This is a genomic window from Streptomyces siamensis (genome assembly GCF_039543605.1).
Classification (GTDB): Bacteria; Actinomycetota; Actinomycetes; order Streptomycetales; family Streptomycetaceae; genus Streptomyces; species Streptomyces siamensis.
Map to the genome: position 1 here is coordinate 1 of NZ_BAABKB010000041.1, position 14,524 is coordinate 14,524.

General features: G+C 69.9%; 12 protein-coding genes. 6 read left to right on the forward strand and 6 right to left on the reverse strand.

What is annotated here, in order from left to right; translation table 11 throughout:
• Positions 1-78 precede the first annotated feature (78 nt).
• From ABEB03_RS37880 to ABEB03_RS37895, 4 genes are all read right to left on the reverse strand, one after another.
• Entirely contained in the window at positions 79-501 is a 423-nt protein-coding gene (locus ABEB03_RS37880; protein WP_345657472.1) for an SseB family protein, read from the reverse strand.
• Positions 502-768: 267 nt separating this feature from the next.
• A complete protein-coding gene (locus tag ABEB03_RS37885; RefSeq protein WP_345657473.1) occupies positions 769-3,738 on the reverse strand; it encodes a carbohydrate binding domain-containing protein in 2,970 nt (989 codons plus the stop codon).
• 284 nt (positions 3,739-4,022) lie between these two features.
• Positions 4,023-4,613, reverse strand: a complete 591-nt coding sequence (locus ABEB03_RS37890) for a cysteine hydrolase family protein (RefSeq protein WP_345657474.1) — start codon at positions 4,611-4,613, stop codon at positions 4,023-4,025.
• A gap of 32 nt (positions 4,614-4,645) precedes the next feature.
• The gene (locus ABEB03_RS37895) at positions 4,646-6,151 is read right to left on the reverse strand and encodes a purine-cytosine permease family protein (protein ID WP_345657475.1); all 1,506 of its coding nucleotides are present in this window, start codon (positions 6,149-6,151) and stop codon (positions 4,646-4,648) included.
• 203 nt (positions 6,152-6,354) lie between these two features.
• On the opposite strand from ABEB03_RS37895, the gene ABEB03_RS37900 reads away from it, so the two are divergent.
• From ABEB03_RS37900 to ABEB03_RS37910, 3 genes are all read left to right on the forward strand, one after another.
• A complete protein-coding gene (locus tag ABEB03_RS37900) occupies positions 6,355-7,374 on the forward strand; it encodes a permease (RefSeq protein ID WP_345657476.1) in 1,020 nt (339 codons plus the stop codon).
• Positions 7,371-8,276: a TIGR03943 family putative permease subunit gene (locus ABEB03_RS37905; protein WP_345657477.1), complete on the forward strand. Its 906-nt coding sequence runs from the start codon at positions 7,371-7,373 to the stop codon at positions 8,274-8,276. Before ABEB03_RS37900 ends, ABEB03_RS37905 begins: the two co-directional genes overlap by 4 nt.
• A 272-nt stretch (positions 8,277-8,548) precedes the next feature.
• Positions 8,549-9,901 (forward strand): MFS transporter, encoded by a 1,353-nt coding sequence (locus ABEB03_RS37910; protein ID WP_345657478.1) that lies wholly within the window; start codon positions 8,549-8,551, stop codon positions 9,899-9,901.
• A gap of 442 nt (positions 9,902-10,343) precedes the next feature.
• Here the strand turns inward: ABEB03_RS37910 and ABEB03_RS37915 are convergent, their stop codons facing one another.
• Positions 10,344-11,660, reverse strand: coding sequence for a calcium-binding protein (locus ABEB03_RS37915; protein ID WP_345657479.1), 1,317 nt, complete (start codon positions 11,658-11,660; stop codon positions 10,344-10,346).
• Positions 11,661-12,156: 496 nt separating this feature from the next.
• On the opposite strand from ABEB03_RS37915, the gene ABEB03_RS45500 reads away from it, so the two are divergent.
• The 3 genes from ABEB03_RS45500 to ABEB03_RS37935 all read left to right on the forward strand — a co-directional run bounded on the left by ABEB03_RS45500 (position 12,157) and on the right by ABEB03_RS37935 (position 13,456).
• Positions 12,157-12,285 carry a transposase gene (locus ABEB03_RS45500; RefSeq protein WP_425589357.1) on the forward strand — a complete coding sequence of 43 codons (129 nt, stop codon included), beginning with the start codon at positions 12,157-12,159 and terminating at the stop codon, positions 12,283-12,285.
• A gap of 169 nt (positions 12,286-12,454) precedes the next feature.
• Positions 12,455-13,066, forward strand: coding sequence for a hypothetical protein (locus tag ABEB03_RS37930; RefSeq protein ID WP_345657480.1), 612 nt, complete (start codon positions 12,455-12,457; stop codon positions 13,064-13,066).
• Positions 13,067-13,183: 117 nt separating this feature from the next.
• Positions 13,184-13,456, forward strand: a complete 273-nt coding sequence (locus tag ABEB03_RS37935; protein ID WP_345657481.1) for a hypothetical protein — start codon at positions 13,184-13,186, stop codon at positions 13,454-13,456.
• Positions 13,457-13,687: 231 nt separating this feature from the next.
• On the opposite strand, the gene ABEB03_RS37940 is transcribed toward ABEB03_RS37935, so the two are convergent.
• Positions 13,688-14,506: a hypothetical protein gene (locus ABEB03_RS37940; protein WP_345657482.1), complete on the reverse strand. Its 819-nt coding sequence runs from the start codon at positions 14,504-14,506 to the stop codon at positions 13,688-13,690.
• Between the last annotated feature and the right edge of the window lie 18 nt (positions 14,507-14,524).

Consider the following 14,524-nt stretch of genomic DNA (forward strand, 5'->3'; position numbering starts at 1 on the left):
CGCGCGTGGTGGCGCGGGCCGCCGGGCTCGTGGGCTGCGCGGACTCCCGGGTCCCGGCAGGGTCTCGGATCGGCGGGCTCAGTCCGCAGGCCGGGCCAGCAGGGTGCGGACGCCGTCCGAGGTGAGCGTCAGGCCGTGCGGCGAACTGGCGTCGATGGTGAGCGCCAGGTCGCCCGAGGGCCACTGGGCGGCGAGCGCCCCGAGCGGCACCAGCCGGTAGCGGGAGACGGACGGCAGCAGCTCGGCCATCTCCAGTTCGGAGGTGAACACCGGCACCACCTGGGCGCCGCCCGGCTGGTCCAGGACGGGCAGCGCCACGGCCGAGGGGTCGGCCATGCCCTCTTCGACGGCGTCGTCGGGCACGGGGACCAGCACGTCGCTGCCCGCGAGCGTGTCCAGAGCCGCCGTGTCCTCGGTGTTCTCGGCGAGGGCGTTCAGAGCCTCCTGGGCCGGTGTCGGGGCGGCCTTGGGCCGGTCGTGGTTGTTCGAGGGTGTGTCCATGGCAGATCCCGGATAGTCGCGGACGGGACACCCGGGACACGATCGTTCCCGGGCGCAACGCCCGACGCGTACCCACCCTCGTACGCGGCAACCCTCGTGATCGCCTCCGGGCAGGGGCAGGATGCTCCTGGACGGCGGTCCTAGCCGGTCGCGGCCCGTGCGGGGTGCCGGGTCCAGGCCCTCGGGACCCGGGCCCGGCACGTCCGCCGCGGCACGGTGCGGGTTCGCTTTCGGTACCGCGCGTTCCGTCGCGCCGGACGGGGACCGTCACTTCAGGTACGGACCGTCGCTCCCGATCTTGCCGGGACCGTCGAGCACATAGACCCGGAGGTTGCCCTTCCCCGGTGCCGGCACCGTGAGCGTGCCGTTGGAGACGGTCTTCACGTCACCCGTGACGGCGTCCCTGTAGGTGCCGTTCGGGATGCCGGTGTAGGTGGCGTCCCCGGTGACGGTGACGAGGGCGAAGCTGTCGGTGGACCCGTTGGTGTAGCGGCGCTTGAACGCCATCGCTCCGGTGATGCCTTCGGTGGAGTACTGGCCCGACTGGAGCGCCGGGATCGCTCGGCGGATCCGGTTCAGGCGCTGGAGGTGCTTGACGAGCGGCTGGTCCAGGGTGGTGGCGACCTCACCGCTCGCCGAGTCGGCCTTGCCGAACTCGGACGCCGTCACGGACCCGGCGAGGTGGTCGCCGTAGTAGGCCCGGCCGGTGGTCGCGAGCGGACACGTGGGTCCGCAGTCGATCTGCTTGCCCTTCTGGAACTCGATCTCCGAGCCGTAGTAGAGGGTCGGGATGCCGCGGAAGGTCCACATCAGCGACATGTTCTCGGCCCAGGCGTCGGTGCCTCCGCTGTAGCGGGTGCTCGACTTGTTGGGGCCGTAGTCGTGGCTGTCGACGTAGACGACGTTGTACGTGGCGTCGTTGACGGAGTCGTCCGAGTCCTTGCCGTTGTTGTAGGCGTTCTGCGCGTCGCTGAAGTTCATGTGCATGCGCATGTCGATGATGTTCATCCCGGAGAACTGGCTGTGGTCCGGGGTGTGGTAGTTGTTCCCGCTCAGGAAGGCGTTGGTGGACGTGGGCTGGTTGCCGGTGCCGAGCTGCTCCTCGTAGTCGTACTGCTCGATGGCCGCGGTCGCGTCGTCGGCGCTGTACTCCTTGCGCTCCTTCCACGTGAAGAACTGTGCCGAGTGGTTGACCGAGCCGCGGTTCCACTTGTCGTTGACGAACGCGCCGACCTCGCCGAAGACGAAGAAGTTCCGTGCCGCCTCCGCTCCGAACTTCTGGGTGACGCGCTCCTGGATGGCGGGCAGGAAGCGGCGGTTCCAGGTGACGCGCGGGATGTGCACGGCGGTGTCGACGCGGAATCCGTCCACTCCCATGTCGATGTACTTGTCATAGGCGCCGATCAGGTAGTTCTGCACGGGCGCCGACTCGGTGTTGAAGTCGGCGAGATCCTCGTGCAGCCAGCAGGAACGGGAGTCCTCTCCCTCCCAGTTGCCGATCCAGCACTGGTGGTAGTACGTCTTCGGGAACATGCCGGAGGTGGGGCTCGGCCACTGGCAGTTGTACAGGGTGTAGCCCTCGGCGCTCCTGCCTCCGGTGGGCTTTCCCCAGTTGACGCAGGTGTTGCCGGAGGGCTCGGCCGTCGACCACAGGTCGCCGTTGTAGTACGACTTCCCGGACTTGGGTTCGACGGTGAGGCCGTCGTACTCGAAACCCTCGTTCTTCTCGTCGTAGTACCAGCTCCACTGGGAGTCGCGCACGCCGTACACCGTCGGGGTGAACAGGCCCTTGGCGCCCCAGCGGGAGCTGTGGTTGTAGACGACGTCCTGGTAGATCTTCATACCCTTGGCGTGGGCCGCGTTGATCAGGTCCTGGTAGGAGGCGCCGGCCGACTCCAGTCGCGGGTCGACCTTGTAGAAGTCGTAGCCGTGATAGCCGTGGTAGTCGTAGTCCGAGCGGTTGAGGACCACGGGGGTGATCCAGACCGCGGAGAACCCGAGGGCCTTGATGTAGTCGAGCTTGTCGACCAGGCCCTTGAAGTCGCCGCGGAACATGGGGTCGTCGTTGGCTGCGTTGCCGGACTTCACGTGCTGGCTGCCGCCACGGTTGTTGGAGCTGTCGCCGTCGTAGAAGCGGGCGGTGAGGACGAAGTAGACGGGGTCCTTGCGCGGATCGGTGCCCAAGGGGGTACCGGCCGCGGGTTCGGGGGCCTTCTCACCGGTCGTGACGGTGGCCTCGGCCGAGGCCGGCGACGTGTTGCCCGCCGCGTCGACGGCCTTCACCGTGTACGTGTAACTCGTCTTCTCCTCCAGGCCGGTGTCGGACCACACCGTCGAGCCGACGTCGGTGACGAGGGTGCCCTGGGTGCCGCCGGTGCGGGTCACCTGGTACTTCGTCACCGCCCTGTTGTCGGTGGCCGGGTCCCAACTCACCACCACCGAGGTGCCGGTGGCGTTCGCGGTGACCTTGGCTGGCGTGGTCGGGGCCTCGGTGTCGGGTTCCTCGGTGGCGCACGGGTTCTCGGCACCGGTGGTGACCTTCTGGTTCTGCACGGTCGTCGTGCCGGTGGGGATGGTGTAGTCGGCGCTGTTGTTGTTGTCCCAGACGCCGTTGCCGTTGTTGAACGCGGCCTTCAGCGAGGTGGCCGTCCCGATGTCGAGGGTCTTCTTCCACCAGCCGGTGCAGGCCGCTTCCATGCCGAGGCCGGGGACGGTCGTCCAGGAGCCGCCGGCGGGCGCGTAGTGGATGTTGGCGGTGGTCCACCCGGAGGTGGCGGTCGAGTAATAGACGGTGGCCTGGTTGCCGCTCCCGGTGCCGCCGTCGGCACACGGGTCGCTGTGCGCGATCACCCCGTCCTTGACGGTGATGTCGCCTGTGCCCAGGGCGTAGTTGCTCCCGCCGTTGTTGTCCCAGGTGCCGCTGCCGTTGTTGAAGGTCGCCTGGAGTCCGGTGGCCGATCCGAGGTCGACGGTCGCCTTGACCCAGTCGGTGCAGGCGGTCACCATCCGCACGCCGGGGACGGTGGTCCAGGATCCGCCGTCGGGCGCGTAGTGCAGATAGGTGGCCGGCCAGTTCTTGGTCTTCGTGTAGTAGAAGACGGTCGCGTTGTTCGCCGCGGCGGCGGTGGGCGTCATGGGGGCAGGGTCGTCGCCGGGCGGGACCAGTCCGAACAGTCCGAGCGCCGTGACGAAGACGAGGAGCGGGCGCAGCAGCACGGGTGGGGGTCTACGTCTCATCGCGGGTCTCCAACGGGAGCCGGGGAGTGGGGAGTTGCTCTGCAAGAGGAACCGGAAAGTTCCTGAAAGCCCTTGCAGGCGGAAGCTACAGGGACATGACAGAGACGTAAAGAGATCGCGCAGCGCCGGGTACGCGGTGCCGTTCTGACGCCCTCGGCGGGGGCGGGGGCTCGGGCCGAAGGCGTCGCCGGGTCGGGGCGGGTCGACGGTCCGCGGGCTCGGGTGCCGACACCGGCACCCGAGCCCCACCCACGGTCACGGCACGTGGGCGGTGAGCGACTCGGTCAGGAAGGATCGGTGGCGAGCACCTCGGCCACGGTGACGACCCGGATCAACGGCCGGTACAGGTCCATCACCCGCAGCGCCCTGGCGTGCGCGGTGTCGTCGGCACCCGCGCAGGCGTCGGCCACCACGAGGACCTCGACTCCCGCGTCGGCGGCCGCGAGCGCGGTGGACAGCACGCAGCAGTCCGTGCTGACGCCGGCCAGGACCAGCGGTCCCCCGGTGCCGAGGTGCCCGGCCAGTTCCGGCGTCCACTTGCCGAAGGTCGTGGCGTCCACCTGCTGCCCGGCCCACACCGTGAGTCCGTCGACCAGGTCCCACAGCGGGGACTGCGGTGGCTGGAGCGCGAAGGGCCACCGGTCGTAGTACGCCCGCCAGGCACCGGCCGGCTCCTCGGGCGCGACGAAGCGGGTGAACACGACCCTGTCACCGAAGGCCGGCAGCAGGCGGCGTACGCCGTCGGCGGCCTCGTCGAAGCGGGGCGTGGCCCACGGGCTGCCGGGCTCGGCGAAGACGCGCTGCATGTCGATGACGGCGAGCAGCCCGCGCCGCGCGCCGCCCGTCCCCTCTCCCCCGGTGCGACCGCCACCCACGCGTTGATCGTCCCGTCCTCGCGGACCGCTGTTCACGCGCGGACGGCCTCCGCTCCGGCGGCGGGGCTCGGGTCCAGTCGCTCCTGGGCCTTCACGCGGCCGACCCCGAAGGCCAGGGTGCCGAGGAAGCCCAGGGTCAGCGCGACCAGGACGCCCAGATTGGCGTAGGCCCAGTCGCCGTTCCTGCCGCCCAGACCGAACGGGCCGAGGAAGTAGCCCTGCCATTCCAGCCAGCCGGCCGCGGAGTTGGTGACCAGACCCCAGCCCAGCGCGGTGGCGACGAGGGTGAGCAGCAGCGGCTGGAGCGGCACGTCGCCGTACCGGCCGGTCCGACGGAAGAGGTCGCCCTCGTCGTAGTCGCGGCGGCGCATCGCCAGGTCGGCCAGCATGACCCCGCACCAGGCGGCCACCGGGACGCCCAGGGTGGTGAGGAAGCCGATGAACTGGCCCAGGAAGTCGTCCGCGAAGAACACTATGTACACGGAGCCCGCCATCATCAGCACGCCGTCGACGAGCGCCGCCAGATAGCGCGGTACGCGCAGCCCCGCGGACAGCAGCGCGAGCCCGGAGGAGTAGATGTCGAGGACGGCGCCGCCGACCAGGCCGAGCACGGCGACGACCGCGAAGGGAACCAGGAACCAGGTGGGCAGGATCGTGGTGAGCGCGCCGATCGGGTCGAGGGCCACGGCCTTGCTCAGGTCGTCGGAGGAGCCGGCGAGGAGGAGGCCGAAGACGAGCAGGAGCAGCGGCGCCACCGAGGCTCCGAAGGTGGTCCAGCCGATCACGCCCCGGCCGGACGAGGACCGCGGCAGATAGCGCGAGTAGTCGGCGGCGGCGTTGACCCAGCCCAGGCCGAACCCGGTCATCATGAACACCAACGCGCCGATGAACTCCTGCGCGGACCCGGCCGGTACGGCGCTCACCGTGTGCCAGTGGATGTGGTCGGCGACCAGCGCGATGTAGACGACGGTCAGCACGCCGGTGACGACGGTGATCACGGTCTGCAGACGCATGATCAGGTCGAAGCCCATCACACCGCCGACGACCGTCAGGGCGCCGACGACGATCAGCGCGACCACCTGGGTCGCGGTGCCGCCGCCGTGCCCGAGCCGCTCGAAGACGGTCGCGGTGGCCATGGTCGCGAGCGCCGTGAGCACGGTCTCCCAGCCGACGGTGAGCATCCACGAGATCACCGCCGGCAGGCGGCTGCCCCGCACTCCGTACGCGGCCCGGCCGAGCACCATGGTCGGCGCGGAGCCCCGCTTGCCCGCGACCGCGACGAAGCCGCACAGCAGGAAGGAGAAGACGATACCGATCACTCCGGCCACCAGCGCCTGCCAGAATGAAATGCCGAAACCAAGGGCGAAAGCACCGTAACTGAGGCCCAGGATCGAGACATTGGCCCCGAACCAGGGCCAGAACAGTGTGCGCGGAGTGCCCTTGCGCTCGCTGTCGCGGATCACGTCGAGTCCGTGCGCCTCCACCTGGAGCGGCCCGCCCGCGGATCTGCTGCCGGTGGCGTCCGTGAAGCCGGCCATCGTGGACCTCCCCCCTCTGGACGTGTCGGCGCGAGGCTAGGTCGACGCTCCCGGACCGTCAAGGGAGCCTCACGCACGGGCCGGTGGCGCGGACCGGCCGGTAATCTCCGTTCCCCACGATGAGAAGCTGTGCCCGAACCGGCGTACTGAAGGTCGAGGGGCAGCGAGCCACCGAGCCCTTCCCTACCGGAGGTACCTCACCCGTGACCATCACGAAGGCAGCCCCGCCTCCGGTCGACCGCGGCGACGCGGACGACCGACAGGGCGCGCGGGGCTGGCAGTTCAACTCTCCCCTCGTCCTGACGATGGTGCTGCTCCTCGTGGTGGCGGCACAGGGACCGGTACGGCAGGCGTTGTCCGCGCCGGTGATGCAGAGCTGGATGACCGTGTTCGTCGCGGTGGTGGTCCAGGCGCTGCCCTTCCTCGTGCTCGGCGTGCTGCTCTCCGCGGTGATCGCGGTGTTCGTGCCACCGACCTTCTTCGCCCGCGCTCTGCCCAAGCGGCCCGCCCTCGCGGTGCCCGTCGCCGGGATGGCCGGCGCCGTGCTGCCCGGCTGCGAGTGCGCCTCGGTGCCGGTGGCCGGGGCGCTGGTGCGACGCGGTGTCACTCCGGCGGCGGCACTCGCGTTCCTGCTGTCCGCTCCCGCGATCAACCCGATCGTGCTGACCGCGACCGCAGTGGCCTTTCCGAACGATCCGCGGATGGTGCTCGCCCGGTTCGTGGCGAGTCTGCTCGTGGCGTGCGCGATGGGCTGGCTGTGGCAGCGGCTCGGCCGCGCCGACTGGCTGCGCCCGCCGTCCCGTCCGGCGTACGAGGGCCTCGGCAAGGGGGCCGCGTTCTGGGGTTCGGTGCGGCACGACGTCATGCACGCCGGAGGCTTCCTGGTGGTCGGCGCGATGGCGGCGGCCTCGCTCAAGGCCGTCGTCCCGGCGAGCTGGCTGCAGGCGGCGGCCGGCAACCCCGTGGTGTCGGTCCTCGCCCTCGCGGTCCTCGCCGTGCTGCTGTCGATCTGCTCCGAGGCCGACGCGTTCGTGGTCGCGTCGCTGTCACAGTTCTCGCTCACCGCGCGGCTGGCGTTCCTGGTCGTCGGGCCGATGATCGATCTCAAGCTGTTCGCCATGCAGGTCGGCACGTTCGGCCGCGGGTTCGCCCTGCGGTTCGCCCCGGCCACCTTCGCCCTGGCGATCACCGTGTCGGTCCTGGTCGGGCAGGTGCTGCTGTGAACCGCCAGGCACAGGCAGCCGTCCTCTTCCTCGTCGGCGCGGCCGTCCTCCACGCAGGCGCCACCGACCTGTATCTCCGGTACGTCAAGGCCGGGTTGCGCCCCATGCTGCTGGGGGCCGGCATCGTACTGATCGCGGCGGCCGTCGCCACGGTCTGGTACGAGATGCGCGGGCGGGGCGCCCCGTGGCGGAAGGGCTCGGGGGCCGCCCACGAGGCGGGGCACGTCCACGAGGCGGGGCACGCCGAGAGCGGGCAGGAGCGCACCGGCGCCGACGCGGACGGGAGCAGACACGAGCGCACCGCCATCGACGCGGACACGGACGCCGACGCGGACGGGCACGGGCAGACAGCCCAGGACGCGAACGGGCACGCGGACGGCCACGGCCACTCGCACCGCGAACCGCTCGTCTCCTGGCTCCTCGTCCTCCCCCTGCTCGCCCTGATCCTGGTCGCCCCGCCCGCCCTGGGCTCCTACAGCGCCCTGCGCACCGGTACGGCCCTGCAGAAGCCGCTCGCCTACCCGCCGCTGGGCGAGCGCGACCCGCTCCCGATGAGCCTGGTCGACTACGCGGGCCGCGCCGCCTACGACCACGGCCGTTCCCTCGCCGGCCGGCACGTCAGGATCACCGGCTTCGTCGCCCTGGACCACGCCGGGACGCCGTACCTGGTGCGCATGGCTCTCAACTGCTGTGCCGCCGACGCCCAGCCGGTCAAGATCGGTCTGAGCGGCCGGATCCCGCCGGTGCTGCGGCCGGACGGCTGGCTCGAAGTGACCGGCACGTACACCGGCAGGCGGAGCAAGGACCCCGTCAACGGCGGCGTCATCCCGTTCCTCGACGTCAGCAGTGCGAAGCCGGTCCAGTCGCCGCGGGACCCGTACGACGAGAGCTGGAACAACTGAGCCCGGTTCACGACGTCCCCGGGTGAGCCCGGACCATGACCACCCGGGGTGAGCACCGCTCACCCCGGGGCGGAGCGACGGCTCCCCGAGCCTCGGAATCGCCACACGCCACCCATTGACACCCGCGTGCCTCGACCCGAGACTCATGCCCAGCCAATTGTGAACTGATTTTCACCAGACGAACAAGCGCCATCAGGCGAACAAGTGAACAACCGACCCATCGCGAACGGACCGCTCCTGTTCCTGGGCCTCCCTCATCTCCAAGGACGAAGATGAACCGCTCCCCCGCCGCACCCCGTCCCCCGCACACCTTCCGCACCGTGTTCCCGGTCCTGGCCCTGTGCTGGCTGGCCGTGTTCTTCGACGGCATGGACGTCAACATCTACGGCGCCGTCATGCCCCACATGCTCGACGACCCGGGACTGGGGCTGACCCCGTCCACAGCGGGCACCATCGGCAGCTGGACCACCTTCGGCATGCTCATCGGCGCGCTCACCGCCGGAAACCTCACCGACTGGCTGGGCCGCCGGATGATGCTGGTGTCCAGCGTGACCCTGTTCTCCATCGGTTCGGCCATCTGTGCGCTGGCCGGAGGCATCGGTCTGTTCGGCACCGGCCGGTTCGTCGCGGGCCTCGGCCTGGGCGGCCTGATGCCACTGTGCCTGGCCATGGTGATGGAGTTCGCCCCGCCCCGCAGGGCCGCTCTGACCACCGGACTACTGATGACCTCGTACCACGCGGGCGGCATGGCGGCGACGGGGCTCGGGCTGTCCCTCGCACCGGCCGCGGGCTGGCGCTGGGTGTTCTGGGCGGGCGTCCTGCCGGCCGTCGTCGCCGTACCGCTGCTGCTGACGCTCCTGCCGGAATCGCCCGGCGTGCTGCTGGCACGCGGCCTGCGCGAGCGGGCCGACGCCGTCGCCGACCGCTACGGGCTGCCGCGGCCTACGGCCGTCGCCGCCCCGGCCGCCGGGGCCAAGGGCCGACTGGCCGCGGTGCAGGGGCTGTTCCGCCCCGAAGCCCGCTGGGCGACTCCGCTGCTGTGGCTGGCCTCGTTCTGCGGACTGCTGCTCGTGTACGGCGTGAGCACCTGGCTGCCGCAGATGATGCGGGCCTCGGGCTACGGCCTGAGCTCGTCCGTCAGCTTCCTGCTGGTGATCAACGTGGGCGGCATCGTGGGCCTGCTGATCGCCGGCCGCACCGCCGACCGGTTCGGGCCGGTGCGGATCTCGGCGATCTGGTTCGTGCTCACCGCCGCCGGGGCACTGCTTCTCCGGTCCCACCTCCCGCTGGGCGTCACGTACGCGGTGGTGGCCGTCACCGGCGTGTGGCTGTTCAGCGCGCAGGTCATGGTGTACGCCGCTGCCAACACCGTGTACCGCGACAGCGAGCGCGCCGCGGGCCTGGGCTGGGTCACCGGGATCGGCCGTACTGGCGCCGTCGTCGGCCCGTGGCTGATCGGCACCCTCGCCGGCAACGGCAACGAGAGCTGGGGCTTCACCACCTTCGCGCTGGCGGGACTGCTCGGCGCGGTGGCCATCGTCCTCGTACCGCTCGCCCGGCGGGCCGGCCGGAGCGGCTCGTCCGCGTCGGCGCCCCTCACGGCAGCGGCCCCCGCGGACGCCTGACGAGCAACGTCTCGGCACTGCTTGGGACGACGGCACGGTCCGGATCTGGAGGATCGCGGAACACACGGTTGTGTGCGCCTTTCCAGCAGACGGACCGCTCCGTGCCTCCGCTCGATCCCCGCATGGCGCCGTCCGTCGGTGAGAACGGACTGTTCGTACTGGACTTCCTGGCCGAGTAGGCGCACGAGTTGCTGCTGGTCTCTCGTACTGACCGGCTGGATCGGGGCGCGTCCGGCGAACATCAACGGACGCTCCCGGACCAAGGTCGGACAACTCGTAACGCGTCGGTCTCGGGTTCGAATCCCGAAGGCGGCTCCGGTGACCCAGGTCGGAAATACTTCCGACCTGGGTTCACTCGTTCAGCGGACGTGATGGCGACGCCGGAGCGGGCCGCTCCCGTGTGCGTTGTCCGTCAGACCGTCAGACCGTCATGGTGGAGGCGTCAGCAGCCGGGACCGGAGCCGGGGTTGGTGCAGATGTTGTGACCGGATCCACCGTTGTTGGTGTTGGTGCCGGTGTTGCCGTTCAGGGCATCGTTGCCGTTGCTGCCCTGAAGAGCGTCGTTGCCGCCACCCCCGTTGATGACGTCGTTGCCGTCGTCACCGATGAGGGTGTCGTCGTTGTCGTCACCGCTGATCACGTCGTTGCCGGCGCCGCCTTCGATGCGGTCGTTGCCGGCGTTGCCACTGAGCTTGTCGTTGCCCGCGGCGCCGCAGATGAGGTCGTTGCCGCCGACGCCGTTGACGACGTCGTTACCGGCGAGCGCGAAGATCACGTCGTTGCCCGGTGTGCCGGTGATGATGTCGTTGCCGTTCGTGCCCGTGATCGTGGCCGTGGCGGTCGCACAGTTGGCGGGGGGCACCTCATAGGTGATGGTCAGCTGCGCCGGGCCCGAGGCGGGTCCGGAAGTGCCGCCCGACGGGACACGGTTCGACCCGCCACCGCCGCCACCGGGCCCGAAGGTGCCGGCCGTGACGATGGAGTTGCAACCCCCTCCTCCGCCGCCCCCGAACCAGCCGCCGCCTCCTCCACCGCCACCGAATGCGCCGCCGCCTGTGCCGCCGGCACCGCCTTGACCCGCGGTGCCGGACGTAGCGAGGCCGTCAGGACAGGCGACTCCAGCGATGCCGCCGGTTGTCTGGGTTCCGCCGCCACCGCCCGTACCACCGCTCGGTCGGCTGCCGCCAGTGCCTCCGGTGTCTCCGGCGTCTCCGCCGGTGGCCTGGGGGACACTGAAACCGCTGATTCCCGTACCTCCTCCTCCGCCGCCGGCGGCCACGATGAGTCGGGGGTCGGTGCCGGGGACGCCGGTCAGGACGCAGCCGACGTTGGCCGAGCTGCAGGTGCGTAGGTCACTGGAACCGCCGCCCGCACCGCCCGGCAGTTGAGCGGCGCTGCTGCCACCACCGGTGCCGACGTTGACATAGAGAGTGCTGCCGGGCGTCACGGTCACGGTGCCGCTGACGGTGGCGCCCGCCCCTCCCACGCCGCCGTCGGCCCCGTTGTTGCCTGCGGCACCGGTGGCCGTGATGGACAGTTGGCTGACACCGGCCGGGACGGTGAAGAGCTGGTCGGCGCCCGCATTGAAGGTGACGGTCGTGGGCGCCGCTGCGGCGGGCACCGCTGTGGGCAGCACCAGAGCCGCCGCCGGGAGCACGGCAGTGGCGATGAGGAGAGCGGTGCGGTGGACCACGCGTCGCGCCGGTCCACCGCCATTACTGCGTTGTTGGAAAACCGCGTGCTGCGGGGTCAGTTCCACGATCAGGGACTCCTCGCCAGAGGGCGCGGCACCAGAGGGCGCCGCGGACGTCGGTCGATGCTCCGGCCCCGCGCGAGGGACCTCCCGGTGATCTAGCCACATCCATTCCGTGCGGCTCCCAGGACACACCGCCGTAACACGCTGTGATCAACCGGCCAGCGCACACCACGATCCGAACCGATGCCTTCGCCTGGATCGCGTGATCCGTGCGCCGTGAGGGCACTGTCCCGAGTCGGCGACACGGGCCACTCCGGTGGTGGCGTGGGCGAGGCCAGGTGGGCGGTACGGCCCGGATCCGGGAGGAGTGACTCGACGGACGGCGGTGGCCTCAGTCGCGGTCTCGTTCGTGCCGCGATCCGGCCTGTTCCGCAGTTGTCCATTCAAGTCCGTGAGTGCGGAGTGAGCAGCGGTATTGCCGGTTCGGCGAACGCCCATGGACGCTCCCGAACCAAGATCGGACAACTCGTAACGCGTAGGCACGCCCTGACCCGGGCGAATGCCCTGCCGTTCAGGCCTAGATCTTGCCCTGACCCTATTCGGGACCATCGACCGCTGGTGGACCGAGATCACCGCGTTCATCGACACCGGGTACAGCAACGCCAAGAGCGAGGGCATCAACGCGTGATCAAGCTCGTCGCCCGCAACGCGTTCGGCTTCCGCAACGCCGAGAACCAACGACTACGCACACGCTGCGTCACTACCCGCCGAGCCCGCGAACACCTCCGCACCGCTCAACTTTGAAGACCCGCATATGCTGCCGCCGATCATGTGCAGGATTCCTGAGGGGGCGTGTCATGGGTGCTGAAAGAGCCACGAGCGGTCGAGCCGTTTCGGGCGGGGTGGACGAAGTCTCGTACCTGGATGACGTGGACGACACGGAGCGCGGCGGCTCCGCATGGCGGCGGCGTCTGTCCTGTATGGCGGTCGCGGTGGCGGTCCTCGCGGTGATGGCGGGCGGCCTGGTCTGGCTGTTCCAGGACGAGTTGTTCCATCCGTTCGGGGACGCCCGGGCTTGTGAGGGCAGCGACACGCAGTTGCCGGGTGTGATCCGGGCCGGGGGCGCACCGATTCCCACCGGTGCCTCCGACATCCACTACTTCACCAGGAACGGCAGTGCTGAGGTCACGTTCGTGAGCAACCAAGTACCGGACTACCTCCGCCAGGCGGGCATCCTCCCGGAAGATAAGCCCCTGTTCGACGAGAAGTACGGCACCAAAGGCGTCGCCGATGACGAGATCGAGCTCCCCGAGGGGCTGTGCGGGTCACCCCTGCGGGGACCCGTCTGGATCTACCACTCCACAAGCACCACCGGCACGAGCGTCAACGTCACGGTCGAGGTCTCTCCCACGGTCCGCGACGACTTCCGCTTCCCGGCCCGCACCGTGGTCACCTACAGCCTCCACTGACGCGCAATCGAGGCAATCTCCTTACATGCGTCTGTGGTTCATGGACGGCGCTGCGCGAGGACATGCCGCCAAAGGTTGGCCTCGCGGGCGCACACCCATTGAGCAGCGACGTTCGTCATGCCGATGACCTGGCAAGATGCCTCCATCGACATTGGTTTCCCTCGGGGGTCCACACCGACCGTCGATCTCCGGCTGTGGCGCTCCGATGCCATCGTGCTGTTCGACTGGCTGATGAGCACCGACCTGAACGCCGTACCGATCACGCATCCGGCTCAGAAACAAGCTCTCGCAGACCTGTTGGCGCGCTTGGAAGAGGTGGATGTCTTCGAGTCCACCGAGGATGAGATCGCCGCTGCCCAGGAAGAGGTGGCCAAGGACATGGGCTGGTAGGAGTCCGGATCATTTCGAGGGAGTGATGCGGCGATCACTGGTCTCCAGCCGATGGCGGAGTGATCACAACCTCACACTGACCCCAGGAGCGGGGCGGGGTAGGGCAAGTGGGGGTCTGTCCTTTGGGGTGCCGACTTCGACGGCCACTGGCTTCGGCCACGGCCGGCAGCCGCGGTCTCCTGTGAATCCCCGCCGGATCCGGCGGGGTTGGGGCATGAAGGTGTTTCTGCGCTATCGCGAGCTCACTCGCGAGTCCTGTCGCTGCCTCGCCTTCGCCGAGTCCGCCGCCGCGCGCCGCTGCCGGCGCAGAAGTAGCACCATCACTGTGCAGACCACGAGCGGCACGGTCACGAGCACGGTCCACCACGGGATGCCGAGCCACACCGACGCGGCCCCCACGCCCACGCCGACGCAGATGTTGGTGAAGGCCAGCCACCTGCCGTACGGCTCCCAGACGAAGGGCGCGTAGGCGGTCGGTCTGGCCAGGCGGGCCGTGCCGAATACCAGCGACTGGGCCGCGAGGAGGACGAGGAGGACACCCATGGCGGCGTTGCCCTGGTGCTCGCTGCGGGGAGCGTCGGAGGTGTTCTGGCGGACACCGTCCTTGCTGACGGCGATGATGTCGCGGCGCCAGCCCGTCGCGGTGACCTCGTCGCCCCGATGCAGCTTGTCGAAGAGCGGTTCGGAGTCGCTGAACCGCACGATCCTCTGCCAGGAGCCGTCGCCCCTGTCCGTGAGGGTCGCCTCGTATTCCCTGACCTTTCCTGTGAACGTGGACTCAGCCTTCGTGACCGTGAAGTGCCAGGTGGTGAGGCAGTCCTTCGCAGCCACCTCCTGCGGGGTCGCCTGCGTCGGGCAGGGCTCGGCTGCGCGGTAGTGCTCGTAGCGGTCCTGTTGGCCTGGCACCCACACCGTGAACGCCAGGTAGCTCAGCACCGCCCCCATCAGAGACAGCACGATCAGCGCCACGCCCGTGAGCCGCGCCCGGCCCGCCGCCTTCCGGCCGCGACTGTCCCTCTTCCCCGCCGTGGCCCACGCCCGCTCCGCCATCGCCGCCCCCTCCACCCG

Excerpts from the sequence above, each read along its gene's own strand:
- ABEB03_RS37880 (WP_345657472.1), bottom strand. The coding sequence starts at position 501 with ATGGACACACCCTCGAACAACCACGACCGGCCCAAGGCCGCCCCGACA.
- ABEB03_RS37885 (WP_345657473.1), bottom strand. The coding sequence starts at position 3,738 with ATGAGACGTAGACCCCCACCCGTGCTGCTGCGCCCGCTCCTCGTCTTC.
- ABEB03_RS37895 (WP_345657475.1), bottom strand. The coding sequence starts at position 6,151 with ATGGCCGGCTTCACGGACGCCACCGGCAGCAGATCCGCGGGCGGGCCG.
- ABEB03_RS37910 (WP_345657478.1), top strand. The coding sequence starts at position 8,549 with ATGAACCGCTCCCCCGCCGCACCCCGTCCCCCGCACACCTTCCGCACC.
- ABEB03_RS45500 (WP_425589357.1), top strand. The coding sequence starts at position 12,157 with ATGCCCTGCCGTTCAGGCCTAGATCTTGCCCTGACCCTATTCGGGACC.
- ABEB03_RS37930 (WP_345657480.1), top strand. The coding sequence starts at position 12,455 with ATGGGTGCTGAAAGAGCCACGAGCGGTCGAGCCGTTTCGGGCGGGGTG.
- ABEB03_RS37935 (WP_345657481.1), top strand. The coding sequence starts at position 13,184 with ATGCCGATGACCTGGCAAGATGCCTCCATCGACATTGGTTTCCCTCGG.
- ABEB03_RS37940 (WP_345657482.1), bottom strand. The coding sequence starts at position 14,506 with ATGGCGGAGCGGGCGTGGGCCACGGCGGGGAAGAGGGACAGTCGCGGC.